General features: G+C 66.5%; 18 protein-coding genes and 1 pseudogene. 9 read left to right on the top strand and 10 right to left on the bottom strand.

What is annotated here, in order from left to right; genetic code table 11:
- Positions 1-44 precede the first annotated feature (44 nt).
- Positions 45-1,130, bottom strand: a complete 1,086-nt coding sequence (locus ACFWXC_RS24870) for a hypothetical protein (protein ID WP_384482042.1) — start codon at positions 1,128-1,130, stop codon at positions 45-47.
- Entirely contained in the window at positions 1,127-1,798 is a 672-nt protein-coding gene (locus ACFWXC_RS24865; RefSeq protein ID WP_384482040.1) for a hypothetical protein, read from the bottom strand. Before ACFWXC_RS24865 ends, ACFWXC_RS24870 begins: the two co-directional genes overlap by 4 nt.
- Positions 1,799-2,804: 1,006 nt before the next feature.
- On the opposite strand from ACFWXC_RS24865, the gene ACFWXC_RS24860 reads away from it, so the two are divergent.
- From ACFWXC_RS24860 to ACFWXC_RS24850, 3 genes are read left to right on the top strand one after another with little or no spacing between them, the layout of a single operon-like run.
- Complete coding sequence (locus ACFWXC_RS24860) at positions 2,805-3,122, top strand: hypothetical protein (RefSeq protein WP_384482039.1); 318 nt, start codon at positions 2,805-2,807, stop codon at positions 3,120-3,122.
- Positions 3,112-3,819 (top strand): hypothetical protein, encoded by a 708-nt coding sequence (locus ACFWXC_RS24855; protein ID WP_384482037.1) that lies wholly within the window; start codon positions 3,112-3,114, stop codon positions 3,817-3,819. Before ACFWXC_RS24860 ends, ACFWXC_RS24855 begins: the two co-directional genes overlap by 11 nt.
- 5 nt (positions 3,820-3,824) lie before the next feature.
- On the top strand, positions 3,825-5,300 hold the full coding sequence (locus tag ACFWXC_RS24850; RefSeq protein ID WP_384482035.1) for a putative T7SS-secreted protein: 1,476 nt from the start codon (positions 3,825-3,827) through the stop codon (positions 5,298-5,300).
- Here the strand turns inward: ACFWXC_RS24850 and ACFWXC_RS24845 are convergent.
- The 7 genes and pseudogenes from ACFWXC_RS24845 to ACFWXC_RS24815 all read right to left on the bottom strand — a co-directional run bounded on the left by ACFWXC_RS24845 (position 5,290) and on the right by ACFWXC_RS24815 (position 9,023).
- Entirely contained in the window at positions 5,290-5,787 is a 498-nt protein-coding gene (locus ACFWXC_RS24845) for a hypothetical protein (protein ID WP_384482033.1), read from the bottom strand. The genes ACFWXC_RS24850 and ACFWXC_RS24845 overlap by 11 nt on opposite strands.
- Positions 5,788-5,826: 39 nt before the next feature.
- The gene (locus ACFWXC_RS24840; protein ID WP_384482031.1) at positions 5,827-6,510 is read right to left on the bottom strand and encodes a hypothetical protein; all 684 of its coding nucleotides are present in this window, start codon (positions 6,508-6,510) and stop codon (positions 5,827-5,829) included.
- 158 nt (positions 6,511-6,668) lie between these two features.
- Positions 6,669-6,941 (bottom strand): annotated as a pseudogene (locus ACFWXC_RS24835) (hypothetical protein); the annotation flags it as partial.
- A gap of 229 nt (positions 6,942-7,170) precedes the next feature.
- Positions 7,171-7,848, bottom strand: coding sequence for a hypothetical protein (locus ACFWXC_RS24830; RefSeq protein WP_384482030.1), 678 nt, complete (start codon positions 7,846-7,848; stop codon positions 7,171-7,173).
- Positions 7,849-8,128: 280 nt separating this feature from the next.
- Positions 8,129-8,356 carry a hypothetical protein gene (locus ACFWXC_RS24825; protein WP_384482028.1) on the bottom strand — a complete coding sequence of 76 codons (228 nt, stop codon included), beginning with the start codon at positions 8,354-8,356 and terminating at the stop codon, positions 8,129-8,131.
- On the bottom strand, positions 8,353-8,694 hold the full coding sequence (locus tag ACFWXC_RS24820) for a hypothetical protein (protein WP_384482026.1): 342 nt from the start codon (positions 8,692-8,694) through the stop codon (positions 8,353-8,355). The genes ACFWXC_RS24825 and ACFWXC_RS24820 overlap by 4 nt, the downstream gene beginning before the upstream one ends.
- On the bottom strand, positions 8,691-9,023 hold the full coding sequence (locus ACFWXC_RS24815) for a hypothetical protein (RefSeq protein WP_384482024.1): 333 nt from the start codon (positions 9,021-9,023) through the stop codon (positions 8,691-8,693). The genes ACFWXC_RS24820 and ACFWXC_RS24815 overlap by 4 nt, the downstream gene beginning before the upstream one ends.
- Positions 9,024-9,183: 160 nt before the next feature.
- Between ACFWXC_RS24815 and ACFWXC_RS24810 the strand changes: the two genes are divergently transcribed.
- From ACFWXC_RS24810 to ACFWXC_RS24785, 6 genes are all read left to right on the top strand, one after another.
- Positions 9,184-9,411: a GntR family transcriptional regulator gene (locus ACFWXC_RS24810; protein WP_384482022.1), complete on the top strand. Its 228-nt coding sequence runs from the start codon at positions 9,184-9,186 to the stop codon at positions 9,409-9,411.
- Between the two features lie 328 nt (positions 9,412-9,739).
- Positions 9,740-10,042 (top strand): hypothetical protein, encoded by a 303-nt coding sequence (locus ACFWXC_RS24805; protein WP_351740956.1) that lies wholly within the window; start codon positions 9,740-9,742, stop codon positions 10,040-10,042.
- Positions 10,039-11,445 carry a hypothetical protein gene (locus ACFWXC_RS24800; RefSeq protein WP_384482020.1) on the top strand — a complete coding sequence of 469 codons (1,407 nt, stop codon included), beginning with the start codon at positions 10,039-10,041 and terminating at the stop codon, positions 11,443-11,445. Before ACFWXC_RS24805 ends, ACFWXC_RS24800 begins: the two co-directional genes overlap by 4 nt.
- Before the next feature lie 46 nt (positions 11,446-11,491).
- Positions 11,492-12,313 (top strand): hypothetical protein, encoded by an 822-nt coding sequence (locus ACFWXC_RS24795; RefSeq protein ID WP_384482018.1) that lies wholly within the window; start codon positions 11,492-11,494, stop codon positions 12,311-12,313.
- Complete coding sequence (locus tag ACFWXC_RS24790) at positions 12,310-12,987, top strand: hypothetical protein (protein ID WP_384482016.1); 678 nt, start codon at positions 12,310-12,312, stop codon at positions 12,985-12,987. The genes ACFWXC_RS24795 and ACFWXC_RS24790 overlap by 4 nt, the downstream gene beginning before the upstream one ends.
- On the top strand, positions 12,987-13,586 hold the full coding sequence (locus ACFWXC_RS24785) for a hypothetical protein (RefSeq protein ID WP_384482014.1): 600 nt from the start codon (positions 12,987-12,989) through the stop codon (positions 13,584-13,586). Before ACFWXC_RS24790 ends, ACFWXC_RS24785 begins: the two co-directional genes overlap by 1 nt.
- Here the strand turns inward: ACFWXC_RS24785 and ACFWXC_RS24780 are convergent.
- Complete coding sequence (locus tag ACFWXC_RS24780) at positions 13,576-14,142, bottom strand: hypothetical protein (protein WP_384482012.1); 567 nt, start codon at positions 14,140-14,142, stop codon at positions 13,576-13,578. The genes ACFWXC_RS24785 and ACFWXC_RS24780 overlap by 11 nt on opposite strands.
- Positions 14,143-14,148: the final 6 nt, after the last annotated feature.

The following is a 14,148-nucleotide window of genomic DNA, read 5'->3' as shown; positions in this document are numbered from 1 at the left end:
GGTCCCTCCTGACCGGACACCCCGACGCGGTCACATGGGTCTGATCAGCGGTTGACCGCTTGGATTTCCTGGACGGTGACGTCCTGTGTGGTCCCGAAGGTGCCGTCGGGCAGGTCTCCGCCCGCGCCGCCGGTGCCCGTCCAGGAGATCTGCCAGGTGATCGTCGCCCGGAGCTTGAAGACGTTGTCACCGGAGGAGCGCAGGTACCTGATTCCGCAGGGCGGCGTCTTGCCCGCGTCGCCCTTGGCGTAGGGCTGGCCGATGGAGTTGTCGGCGTTGATGGCGCACTGGCCGGAGGCGGGGAAGGTCTCGGCGTCCGTGGTGCCGGGTTCGAGTTTGAGGGAGACGGGCTTCGCGGTGGTTGTGGCCTGGATGCCGAAGCCGGGGACGTTGATGGCCGCGGTGGCCTGGACCTCGTCGAAGACGGCCTTGTCGAGCCAGGCCCATGTCGGCAGGTTCACCTTGGTGGTGGTCTCGGGCGCGAGGGTCACCTTGGTGTCGGGCAGTTGCATGCGCTGGTACGCGAGGGCGGCGAGGATCTCCGGTTTGATGGCCTCTTCGTACCGGGCCGGCGGGGCGTCGCCGTTGTCGACCCAGAAGGGGAGGTCGTTGCACGAGCTCCGCTTGAGTACGTCGGGTTCATCGGGATTCTCGACGGCGGCCCAGAACATCCCATCGCCGTCCTTGTCGACGTTGTAGTCCTTATAGCCGGGGGTGTCGGTCCAGCCGTACTCGTCCTCGTAGTGACGCTGCATCTCGCCGATCGCCGCGCCCGCGGTGCCGCCCATACCGGGCGTGTTCTTGGCGCTCTCGATCTGCTCGGACATCTTCTTCTTGAAGTCCTTGGCGCCGAGGTAGGGGGCGTACCAGCAGGGCGGCGGCGTCCAGTTGACGTCGGAGGACGTCACGTTTCCGGTGCTGCCGTTCTTGGTGACGGCGCCGGAGTACTGGATTTTTGCGGCGGCGTAGATGCTGGTGTCGTCGGCGCCGCCTTTCTCGTCCGAGCCGCCGCCCTTGCCATAGTCCACCGGCTCTGCAGCGGAGTTGGGCGCTGCCAGCATGAGAGCGCTGATCGCCAGGACAAGGACAGTGGCGCTGTTACCGAGGGGCGTACGCCGTGATCCGTTCACTGGCACTGCTTCGCTCCCGTCTCGACATACACCTTGGACGCCTGCCAGAGGCTCTCACCCGTGGCGACCTTGACCATGATGATCTTGTAGTAGCCGTAGTCCTTGAGGCTGGGCTTGGTCTTCAGAACCTTTCCGGTCTTGACCTCTTTGCCGTAGAACTTGCTCGCGTCCGAGCAGAAATCGACCTCTACCGAGGTGCCGTTGGAGGCGGAACGGGTGGTGGCGTCGTAGTGGCGGCGCGTACCAGTGGCGGTCCAGCCACCCTTGATCCACTCGTTGATCTGTACGGTCGCGTAGTTGAGCCCGTCGCCAGTGGCGTACGCGGCCAGGGACGCATCCTTGGTCGATCGCTTGTCGACGCCCCGGTAGATGGAGCGCATGAAGTTCGCGGCATCCTCCATCGCCGCCGCCTCGTTCTTGTCCTTCGGCTTGGCCCAGTCGAAGACCAGGTTCATGTCCTTGGGCAGGGACAGGTCCACGCCGTCCGGCTTGTCCTCTGCTGCGGCTCCCGAGGCGGATGCCGAAGCTGTCGGCGTCTTCGTTCCCTGGTCGGCGCCGGCGATCTTGTCGTTGTCGCCGGCTTTGTCGTCCCCACTGCCGCAGGCGGTCAACAGCAGTGCTGCGGTTGCTGCCAGCGCGGCAGCGGCGGGCAAGGTACGGCGCTTCACAGTGAACTCCCCGTGAGAAAAAAGTCCATTCAAGAGACCCGACGCTATCGGGGAGGTTCTCGGTTTCGCCAGCGCGAACTTCCCTGTGAATGGTGATAATTCTGGGCGCATGGGGTGCTCGGAGGGGTGACCTGTGTCCTGATCGTGCCCGAACGGGTGACGACTCGGATGTGTCGGGACGCCGTGCCCGGCCACCGTGAGGTGCGAGTTCCGTTTCGCTACCGCGGTGCCGGCCGTCTCGAGTAGGCGCACGAGGGTATGCAGATGTGTACGGCACCGGTTCGGCGGCGTGAGCGATCACGGCTGGTGAACCACCATCCAGCGAGCGTCGTTCAGGGGATCGCGGTTCAGGGCGGCGAGGAGATCCTGTGCCGCGATTTCCGGTTCTGTCCGATCTGTCTGGACGGTGGCCACGGTGAAGGCGCATCGGACGACACCGCCGCCGTCGGTGGAGAACGGGTTCGGCGCGGAGTATGCGAGCCCGCTGTCCGACAGCTATTCGGCGATGGCCTCGAAAAAGGAGCCGCGGGGATCCAGGCCGTCTCGTCGCCCCGGGAGAACAGCTCGCGCGCGAAGGCCTGGGCGAGTGCGGCGCGTTCCTCCGAGGTGCCGTCGAGTGGGAGCGTGGAGAAGCCGTCGAGGGCGACAAAGTTCATCGGAGGTAAAGGGTTATTCAAGGTAGCTGGCGACACCTTGCGAACTGAGGTTCGCCAACGTGAACAACCAGAAGCCGGGCGGCCGAGGGTATCCGTGCTTCTTTGTCGCGCTTTGTGTTCGATCGGGTGTGCGGAGAGAGCAGCAAACTCAGTGCCCCGTAAGGGGCCTCTCGAGCCTCCGGTGCGGCCGAGGCGGCCGGAGCGGACACGGCGGCAGCTTGTAACGTGTGTGCTGCAATGGATCGGTCGGCAGTCGTCGTACGCGTGATGAGCAGTAGGCTCCGACGGCTGCATTGCAAAAGCGACTTGTGCCATGGCAACGCACTCTGGGGTATTGGGGGATACCGGACATGTCCAACGGCGATCTCGTTCTGAGCCTTGCCGGCCTCGACGACCTGGCGGGACAACTGCGTTCGATCAAACAGCGCATGGACGACACCGGCCAGGTCGACCGCAAACTGGGCAACGGAGAGCTGGGCTCGAGCGCGGCCTTCGACGCGATGGAAGACTTCATGCACGGCTGGAAGGACGGCCGCAAGGAGATCGACGTCGGCCTTGAGAACGTGGCGAAGATGGCGCAGGAGATCGTCGACAAGATGACCAAGCTCGACGTCGATCTCCGGAACGCCGTCCGCAAGCACGAGAAGGGCGGCAAGGGTGGAAACTGAGGCCTCCCGCGCCGATGAACCCGCCGCCGAGGACCCGTTCGCCGGGGCGGCCCCCGGTGATGTCATCGGCATCAACATCCAGGTCCCCAGCACGTGGTACGAGTTCGACGTCCACCCGGCCACGGTGAACCGCTCGATCCGCGAAGTGGTGGCGGAGCGGGTCAAACAGCGGCCCGAGTTGGCCGAGCACCAGGCCGATCTGGTCAGGACCTTGAAGAAGGTGGCCCGCGAGGCCCGGAAGAACAACGTCGTCTACTCCGGCTCCATGTGCGAGATCGTCGACGACGAGTCGATGGTGGCCAGCCTCACGGTCAGCGTGAGCGCGGCGGTGAACGAGGCCACCGGCGAGACCGCCGTCACGGGACTCGACACGCTCATGGGTGTCCTGACACCGATCGCCCCCGGCCGTCGGCCGACCGATCCGTGGCGTCGCGTGCGCCTCGTGGAGTTGCCGGACGCCGGCCAAGCCGCGCGCACCGAAGGCATCGAGGACATCGAGATCCCCGACGACAACCGCAGCTACCGCGCGGTCGTGATGCAGACCCTCGTCCCCTTCCCGGGCGGCAATCCGAAGGTCGCCGTCATCAGCGCCAGCACACCCCAACTGGCCCTGGTCGACCCGATGCTGGAGCTCTTCGACCTCATCACCAGCACCTTCCGCTTCGTCTACCGCGCCGAACTCGACACGGGGAGCTGAGCTCAATGGTCCGCCCTGCCGACTGGCACAACCTCGACCTGCACGACGACCCGACGCCCGGCGATCCGCACGAGGTAAAACTCCAGGGCCAGCGGTACAAGACCTTCGTCGAAGACGTCGCCGCGGTCCTCAGGGGCATGCGCTCCGCCTCGAAGGACTCCGTCCTCAAGGAGTCGGCCGGCAAGGCCATGGAGGCGTTCAAGGAGCAGATCGGGAAACTGCCCAGCCAGTTGCAGAAGCTGCACGACTCGTACGAGATGGTTTCGGGCGCCCTGGTGACCTACGCCGGGAAGCTGGAACACTCCCAGACGACGGCGGACCACGCACTCGCGAAGGCCCGGACGTTGCGCGGCGACCTCTCCCGGGCTCAGTCCCGGCTGGCGAGCGCCACCACCGCGGCGAACAACGCCAAGTCGGCACAGGGCAAGCTGAACAACCCCACCGGCAGCGCCCCCGCACCCGATCCGGAGAAGGTCCGCAAGGCGACGCGGGACGCCCAGCACGCCAACCAGCACCAGAAGGCGGTGCAGGGCCAGGTCGACAGTCTGAACTCCCAGCTGGCGGAGCTGAGGACGAAGGCGGAGAACGCGGGCAAGGACCAGGACAAGGCCGCCACGAAACTCGTCCACGACATCCACAGCGCGTCCGACGCCGGGATCCACAACAAGAAGTGGTACGAGAAGGTCGGGGACTGGCTCGGTGAGGCCTGGAAGGGGCTCGTATTCTTCGCCAAGATCTTCGTGGCCGTCGCCGGTATCTTGCTGCTCTTCGTCGGCGGTCCGCTGGTGTGGTTCGTTCTGGCGGCAGCTCTGATCGTGCTGGCGGACACCATCGTCCAGTTCTCCCAAGGCAAAGCAGGCTGGGGTGATCTCCTATTCGCTGCGTTGGACTGCATCCCGCTGGTCGGCAAGGTCGCCATGCTGGCGAAGGCAGGCAAGTTCATGTCCGGGTTCAGGATGGCGCTGAAGGTCAGGAAGGCGGAGATTGCCTTCGCCCAACTGGTCAAGGTGTGGCGCATGGGCGAGGACCTCAAGGGCTTCCGCCAGGTCGGCTTCGCGTTTGCCAAGGGAGAGATGAAGACGACGCTCAAGGACGCCCTGAACGGCGGCTGGAGCGAGGTGCAGAAGAATGCCCTGCAGAACCTCACAGGCAACGTCGTCGGAGCCGGTACGGGCACGCTGGTGAGCAAGGGGTTGTCCAGCCTGCCCGGCAAGCTCTATCGCAGCAGCCTGTTCAACATGGACCGAAAGCAGTTCGGTAAACTCAATATGGCGCTGAACGGCAAGAGTGTATTGGGTACGAGTACGGTCGGTGCGGCCCAGGGCTTTGTGACCAGCTTGACCCGGGCTACTGTCAACACGGCTTTGTTCGGCGCCGATTTTGATACCAGCGGTGTCTTCATGGATACCGTCAGTGGCGGTGGTGGAGGTCTTGGATACAAGCCGGGTATCCTGCCGGCCAAGGCAGCCCTCAGCTCTTGAGATCGTTCAGGGTGTTCTGGAAGCGCGCCATCGCAGCCTCGACTCGCGGGCGGATGGTGATGTTCTGAATCTCGCCGCTGTCCGAGAGCTCCGTGAAATCCGTCGCCTCCGTGATGTGGTCGAGATACCTGTCCGTGAATTCTTGCACCGCCGCCCAGACCGCCTTGGTCACAACCTCGGGTGCAGCCTCGTCGATCACCGTCCGGCGGTGCGAAATTGTCAGTTTTCCGTGCTTGTCGAGCTTGAACTTCAGTGAAAACACTGGGTCCGTGAAGTTGAAGGTTCCCCGGCCGCGCCTGAGTAGGGTGCCCAGACCGTCCAGCAGGTCGGGCAGCACTACGAATACCTGGATGCCCAGGCCGCCGTCTTCGTCGCGACTCCGCGAGGAGGCTTGCCCATTCGACCCTCGGACCTCGAGATGGCCGAAGGTAAGCCCATCTTTGACGTCGTCCTGCCCGTCGATCATGGTGAAGTGAAATTCCGGCATGATGCCTCGCTTACGCTGGTAACTGCGCCAGATGGTTTCTTATCGGGACGAGGGCCTGTTTCGGAAGGCTCTCCACACGGCGTAGAGCAGTTTGCGCCGTTGCTCCTCTTCGGACGGTGGGGCGGTGATGCCGGCTTCCTGCGCACGTCGCCAGGCTGTTTCGCTCACTGTGCGAGGCCTGGCGCCGTACCTTTCGAGGTGCACATGCTGAGGGCGCACGGCCAGTAGCCGCCGATGGCCAGACAATGCGACCACGCAGGCGTACCGTGGATCACCCGCGAACGCGAACCCCGCCGACCTGGCTTCCTCCACGGCGCGCCGCCAAGACCTGCCCGTGCCATATCGCCGGAAGGCCACTTGGATGTTCTTGTGTGGTTCATCCGGATCAGGGAGACGGAAGTACTCGATGTCCGCAGGGGATTTCCCAAGCGGAGGGCAGCGCTGCCAGGGATATGCCTTCAGTACGGCTCTCATCTTGCTGAGATGTTCCCAGCGCACGGAGACGAGACCGATCCCCACCACGATCACAATGACGACCGGGACGCAGAAGGCGATCGCGAGGGCTTTACCCACCCAGTCCTCCGCTGTCGACAAGAGTGCCGAACAGCCCAGAAAGCAGAGAATCCAGAAGACCAGGTTCATGAGTGAACGGCGACGCTCCTTCCGCCAAGCACGGACGGTCGCCGGATCGGCGAAGGCCGTCTCGGGCACATGGTCGGTCATCTACTCATCCTCCCCGGTGAGGTGCTTGTGTTCCTTCGGAGACTCCGTCCGAGGCACGTGAATGCCTTGGAAACACCGGCTCTGACGCTATCAGCGCCGCTCCTGGATCTGGTTCCATGGGCCGTGGGAGCCCGAGTAGTGCAGGCTGCCCCGCTTGATCAGCGGTTCACGGCTTGGGCTTCCTGATCCTTGACGTCCTGGTCGTTGCTGAAGGTCCTGTCAGGCAGGTCGCCGCCCGTACTTCCGGTTCCCGTCCAGGTGATCTCCCAGGTGACCGTGGCCTGGAGCTTGTACGTCCCGTGCCCCGACGATCGCGGGTACTTGATGCCGCAGGGCGGCGTCTCGTCGGCCTTCCCCTTTTCGTGCGGCGCACCGATCGAACCGTCGGCGTTGATCGCGCAATCGCCGGAAGCGGGATAGGTCTCGGCGTCGTCGTGGTGTCCAGGAGGTTCCTGTGCCCGAGACGTTGTCCCACGGACGAACCGGAGCCGTTCTTCGAGGTGTCGTAGGAGACCGCCGCGTAGAGAGTGTCGTCCTTGAGGCCGGTGTCCTTGCCAGTATTGGTCGTGGCCTTGTCGGTAGGGCCGCCGGCGAAGGCGCTGTGAGCCGGAGCGAGAAGCAGGACGGCGGTCAGAGCGGCGATGCCGATCGTGTGACGCCTCACGCCTTGCACTGCGTGGCCTCCTTCTGTACCTCGATGTCCTCAGCGGTCCACAGGCCCGGGGCCTCCTGAGACGCCGTCATGACGATCTCGAAGTAGTAGTAGTCCTTGTTGCTGGGACTGGTCTTGAGGATCTTCTTGGACTTGACTTCCTTGCCGTAGAACTTCGAGTCGTCGTCGCAGAAGGCGACGGAAGCGCGCTTGCCGCCGGCAGCCAGATCGACCTTGCCCTGCGAGTAGCGCTGGACCCCCGTGACGGTCCAGCCGCCGTCGATGTACTGCTTGATCTGCGTCTTGGCGTAGGCCTGAGCGGTACTGCCGGCCGTGGAGTAGAACTTGTACGCAGCGTCCTCCGCGTCCTGCCGGACGACGCCGTAGTTGATGGCCCGGATGAAGTTCTCCGCGTCTCCGAGAGCCGCAGCCTTCTTCTCCCCGGACGGCTTGGTGATGTCGAACGCCATCTTGAAGTCCGAAGGGAACTCCATGGTGGGACGGTTGATGTCCGCCACGTTGTTCGACGCGCTCGGGGATGCCGACGTCTCGGCGGCGTTGGTGTCGGCCCCCGCGATCTTGTCGTTGTTGTCCTTGGAGCTGTCGTTCCCGCCTCCGCACGCCGTCAGCAGCAGGGCCGCGGTGGCGGCGAGCATGGTGGCAACGGGCAAAGTACGGCGCTTCACAGTGGACTCCCCCTGAGAATGAAATTCGTCAAGGATGCAGACGCTATCGGCGAGGTTCACGGTTTCGCCAGAGTGAACTTCCTTGCAAAGACATGCAGTTCTCGGTATATCAGATGATATTAGTGTGGGGTGTGTCCCGATCTTGCTCGAACAGGTGGCGGCCCCGGTCGCCTTGAAGTGGCGTCCGGAGCCGTTACAACGCCCGGCTCCAACTCGTGCTCGTGACTGTTCTCGGCGTCGCCCTGCCCACCCAGTTCGAGGCGGTCGACGCCGGGTAGAGCTACTCGTCGCGACTCACACGGGCGTGGTCCGTCATCACCTGTCGGAAGCGGGTGTGGCTCGCGCGCCCGGTGTGGCGTGGAGCCCGCTCACGGGCGGCTTCCTGGGTGGCGAGGAGCCCTGAGTGCGCATTGCGGTCGGGGGGGCAGTGCGCTTCGAAGGTCGCGCCGGCCTCCGAGGTGTGCCGGATGGTGCGCGGGACGTAGCGGTAGGCGGTACGCGGGGTCATAGGGATTTTCTCGACTCGCTGTAGTCCCCGGTGTTGGGCGTGTGGGTCTCGGTCAGTCGTGTGCCGCGTGACTCCGCCACCCGCAGGGCGTCGTTCAGGCACTCCGCAAGCCGGATTCCGGCGTACCGCACCTCGGTGTACGGCGATGCGGGATCGGCCAGCACCTTTCGGGCGCAGGTGAGGACGTCCGCGCTTGCCGACAGCTGTGCGGCCTCGATGTCGTCGGCCAGGCGGGAGAGGTAGCCGCCCTCGGTGCCCGGTACGAGGTAGCAGGGCTTGCCCTCGGGGGACGGCCAGGGCAGGAGGCGGATGGGGGCGGCCGACTTCGGCTGCGTCATACGGCTGCTCCCTGTGCGCCGATCAGGTGTTGGTCGAAGTCGATTCCGAAGTCGGCGGGGAGTGCGAGGGCGAGTCGAGGTTGTGTCTGCTGGGAGCGTTCCTGTTCCCGTGCCGTGAGGTAGGGGCGGGTGAGGGCGGAGGCGGTTCCGTCGAGTGGGAAGTCGAGGCCGTAGGGGGAACGGTGGGCGGGGAGTGGTACGGGCTTCGGCCAGGAGTCGGTGGGGGTGGGTGAGGTGGAGTGGAGTTCCGTGCTGTGCCTGCGCTGGCCCGTGCCGGGGGTGAGCAACAGGCTCAACCGGTCGAGGATCCGGTGGATAAGGTCGTACATGTCGACGCTCCTTCGAAGCGTTGGCCGTGCCCTCGGACCGTTCCAGCGGTCGCGGGGGCTTTCCCTGCCTCACCGTAGGGCACATGTAGATACCTGTCTATAGCTATCTATTTAAAGGGACTGCTATGCGTGTAGCTATGCCCCTACGTACAGTCTGGCCGTGTTCGAATTTGACCCCACCAGACCCAAGTGGCAGCAGATCGCTGAAGTGGTCCGAGCGAGGATCGCCAGTGGCGAGTACCCCGTGCGCGGACTCATCTCAGAAGTGAAGCTGGAGCAGGAGTTCGGGGTGTCTCGTGTGACCGTGCGCAAAGCCACCGCTGCCCTGCGGGAAGAGGGTCTCATCACCACGACGCCGGGCATGGGGTCGTTCGTCGCAGAACGCTGACGGCGACTGGCGGTTCTGCGGTGCGGCGAGGCCGCAGCACACGGGGCCTTCGAACGGCGAATCATAGGTGGCCATCGTTGGTCCGGCTTGGCATTGGCCATAAGTGATGATCATGGGCATGGGTCAGCCACGATGCCTGGGATACCCCGACTCCACACAACTCAGGACAGGCCGGGGACTCCACGAAACCGGGATCGGCTCAGTACCCCTCCTTTGAGCTCCCTTTGCGGTCCGTTGGTTGTGGCTCCGAAAACCCTCGCCCCACAGTGACCGTGGCCGTCTGCGTCCTGCGGGGCGGCTGGATGCGCAGGTATTCACGGGGGTAGTAGTGGCGGATCACGTCAAGGTGTCCACGACCGAGTTGCGGGAGATCAGCCGGTCGGTCGCGAAGTTGAAGTCCAGCTTTGAGCATGCGAAGGATCTCGTCGACTCGTACGGCTCCGAGATCGGGTCCGGTGATGTGGCCGGTGCGCTTGGTGACTTCGCGGACGACTGGAAGAAGAAGCGCAAGCAGCTCTGCGACGGACTGGAGTTTCTCGGAAAGACCGCGGGCGAGGCCGCCAAGGCCTACGACGGGGTCGATCAGCATCTCGCCGACGCGCTGCTCAAGGCCCAGTCGGGGGACAAGTGAGCGATCACGACTTCTCCGGCGTGGACTGGCAGACGGCCCGGTACGACGACAAGGAGTTCGCCCCCGGTGATCCGTATGAAGTCGCCCGGCTCGGCAAGCGGATCTCCGACACCGCCAAGCTGATCGAGGAGCAGGCCGGCAAGCTGAACAACCTCGTCGACGGGAACGGGTGGGACTCCGACGCGGGCAGGGAGTTCACCAAGAAGACCGGGGACACCGTCAAGCTGCTCGGTCAGTCGCATCAGCGGTACGCGGCGGCGGGGGCGGCGCTTGGTTCCTCCGTGCCGTACGAGCCCATTGCCGACCAGGTGCGGGAGAACTGGGCCACTGCTCTCAACCACGCGCAGAACCGGGTCCGTTCGGCGCTGAAGAAGGCCGCCGCTGCCGATGCCGACAGCAGTAACTACCAGAGGCAGATCGACCAGCACCCGTCCAGTGGCGACAGCCATCCCGACAAGCAGAAGCTGAAGCGGCAGAAGGAAGCCTCCGACGGGGAGCTCGACGCCGCGAAGCGGGAACTTCGGGCCGCGCTCGACTACCGGGACACGCAGGGCGGGTACGCCGCCAAGGCGATCCGGGACGCCATCGACCACGACGGGCTGAAGGATCCCAAGCACCACTGGTGGGACAACTGGAAGGACTGGGTCGCCGACATCGGGCACTGGGCGGGGGTGGCCGCGGCGGTGCTGGGCGTGCTGGCCCTCGTCCTCAGCTGGGTGCCGGTCCTCGGCGAGGTGCTCGCCGCGCTGGCGCTGATCGCCTCGGTCGTCGCTCTGGTCTGCGACACCATCTCGGCACTGGACGGCAAGGGCACCTGGCTGGACGTCGCCATCGACGCCATCGGCGTGCTGTCCTTCGGCGCCGGGCGGGTCCTGGGGACGACGGCCAAGGAGGCGGCGACGGCCGCCCGGGGCGCCTCCGCGGTCAAGGACCTCCAGCTGGCACGGGAGATCGGGCTGAATCCGACGGCGGCCCGCGAACTCGCCGAGACGCTCAACGGGGTCAAGGCCGGCGAGATCGGCAAGGCACTGTCCGAAGGGCCCACGAAACTCCTGCCGCGGATGCGCTCGGTGGTCAAGGAGTCGCTGAACCTCAAGGCGTTCGCGACCGACATCCGCGATGCCCCCGCAGTGCACAGGGCGGCCGCGGCGTTCGCGGAATCGGCGCCCAAGCTGTCGGAGGTCGCGGACTCCTCGTTCAAGACCATGGCGGGTCAGGCCAAGGCCCTCTACTACGGCAGCCAGGTGCTGCCGCTCCTGGCCGGCTGGTCGAACCTGGCACACACGCACCCCGGCGAGCCGTGGGGCACCGGGCCGAACTTCCTCCAGGGAGCGAAGGAGATTCCGGGCATCGGGGCCGGCGGCACACCGTTCTACAACTGGCACTGGAGCACCAGCGGCTGACCCGGTCGGCTGTCAGGAATCCCAGAGCGGAAAGAGCAAGGATCACGTGGCGAGCGAGGACGAGCGGTCCGTCGACGAACTGTTCGCGGAACTGCCGGAGAAATGGCAACGGGCCCTGGAAGAGGCGGGCATGGGGCTCCCGGAGCTGCGCCGTATCGCGGCAGGCCCGGACGGCATGCGGCGGGTACGCACCATCCTCGCCGAGTTCTCCGAGACCACCACCGGTCCCCGGCCGGCGCGGACCGGGTACGGGTACGGGTACGGCGGCGGAACGCCGGTGTGGCCGTGGGCCCGGCTACTGCTGGTGGCCGCCGCCTCGGTCGCCGTCTGTCTGCTCTCCAGCCTGTTCATCGGCAAGGCGGCGGCGTTCGTCGGCCTGCTGCTCGGGCTGCCGGTGTTCTGGGTGGCCTTCAAGACCCGTGACTCCCGCGGGGCCCCCGTCGCCCGGTATGTCACCGCGGCCGCCTATCTCGTACTGGTCCTGGTCGGCTCGTACTTCGCCAACGCCTGGTATTTGCAGCTGCGCGGGGTGGAACAGACGATCACCATCGCCGCCCCGACCCATCAGTGGACGCACGGGACCCGTGAGACGTACTGCCGGGTCCGGCTGCGCGACGGGTCCGTCCACGAGGTGATCGACAACAAGGAGAACTGTGCCGACCGGGTCGGGCGGACGACCACGGCCGTCGTCGACCCGGCAGGCCACTACAAGCCCTCCCTCGGCACCAAGTCCGACATCGGCGGCGTTCTTGAGGGCTACGTCTGCCTGGGTGCCGCCGCGGTGCTCGTGCTGGCACCGGTGACGGTCGTGGTCATGGGGCGGCGCAACCGGTACGGCCAGGCGATCGGGGCAGGGGCAGCGGGATGAACGGCGAGATGGCCGGTTCGGCGGATGAGGCCGGTTCGGCGGATGTGGCCGGTTCGGCGGATGTGGCCGGTTCGGCGGATGTGGCCGGTTCGGCACCCCCCTCCGACTACCGCCTCGCCGTCCCCGAGGGGTGGGAGCGGATCGTGCTCGATCCCGACCGGTGGCCGCACCGGATCGACAAGCTGGTCAAGCGCGGTCTACGGCGTACGAAGGCCGGTCCGCGGCTGGAGGCCGCGCTCGCGGAGCGGATGCGCGAGCAGGCCGAGGCGGCGCACGCCAACGGCGGGGTCGAGATGTACGTCATGAACCGGATCCTCGGCCAGGTCCCGGTCTCCGCCGGCCTGGTCGTCACCCTGCTGCGGCCGCCCCCCGGCACCGAGGCCGGCGACCTCGGGGACGTCGCCCGCTCCCTCGCCCTGCGGGGGACCGCCGAGGACGTCACCCTCGTCGACCTCCCCGCCGGCCCCGCCGTACGCCACTGCTATCTGCGCCGCCCGGCCGCCGACGACCCCGACGGCAACAAGCTCGCCGTCACACACCTGGACGTCCATCTCGCCGTCCCGCACAGCGACCAGCGGCTGCTGCTCTCCTTCTCCACGCCGATGGAGCCGCTCGCCGACGCCTTGGTCGGCCTCTTCGACTCCGTCGCCCGTACTCTGCAATGGATGGCCTGATGCCCGAGTTCGCCGCGTCCACGGTGCGTATGAGGGTGCCCGAGGACGCCATGTCCCTGCCGGTGCGCGAGGCGAGGGTCGACCTGGACGCGTGGGCCGCGGAGGCGGCCGCGCGCCGCGTCGGTCCGGACGACGACGAACCCCGGCTCCGCCAGGCCCTCGCCGCCGAACTGCGCGAGGCCGCCGCGGACTCCCGCGAGCGCGGCCCGATCACCGCGCTGTCGTACGTCCCCGAGCCGCGCCTCGGCGAACTCGCCCGGATCGAACTGTCCGCGCTGGTCGCCGACGACACGTACCCGGCCATGACCGTCGACCTCCTCCAGCGCTACCTCGCCGCCCCCACCCCGGTCTCCTACCGCCCGCCCGAGGCCCAGCTCCGTACCCTTCCCGCGGGCCCGGCGGTGCGCGTACGGCACGCGTACGTCCAGGACGCCGGCCGGGACGGGCTGGGGACGGTGCTGGAGACCTGTGCGTACGGGATCCGGGCCGATGAGACGTGGGGGCTGGTCCTGCTCACGTCCTGGCGGGCGTTGGCCCGCACGGACGTCCTGTGCGAGCTGACCGACGAGCTGGCGGAGACCGTCCGGGTCACGCTTTAGCCGCGTCGGCACGCCGGGTCAGGATCACCAGCGTCCACACCAGCACCACCGCCGAAGCGAGCGTCGAGGCGATGCCCACCGCCCACAGCCACGGGTAATGGGCGAACACCCAACTCGGGTTCACCGAACGGTGTTTGCGCTTGCCGCTGTCCATCGCGTCGAAGGCCAGGGAAAGGAAGGCCAACAGCGACGCCACCGACAGGACGGCGAGAACCGTCCAGCCCAGGGCGTGGGCCGGGCGGGTCTTCCAGGTCTTGCGGCCCACGCCGTCCAGTGCCCGGAGGAAGAGGGCGACCAGGAGCGGTGCGGCCACGCCGAGGCACACCGCGAAGGCGTACGCCCCGCCCGGCCAGTTCCGTGCCGCCCACCGCCAGGCGTCGTCGCCCCAGAGCATGGTGCCCAGCGCCATCAGGACGATCCCGCCCCCGATGCCGAGGAACATCAGGCACCCGAAGAGACCGTCCAGGTCCTTCTTCTCCTTCTTCCTGACGGCTCCCCGCACGCGCAGCGCGGCCGGTGCCGCCTTCGGGCGCCTGGGCTTGGCCGATCCCCCCACGGTGTA

The sequence above is a fragment of the Streptomyces sp. NPDC058683 genome (genome assembly GCF_042716195.1).
Lineage (GTDB): Bacteria > Actinomycetota > Actinomycetes > Streptomycetales > Streptomycetaceae > Streptomyces.
Note: the sequence above shows the minus strand (reverse complement) of the source record. Positions and strands in the feature narration are given on the sequence as shown.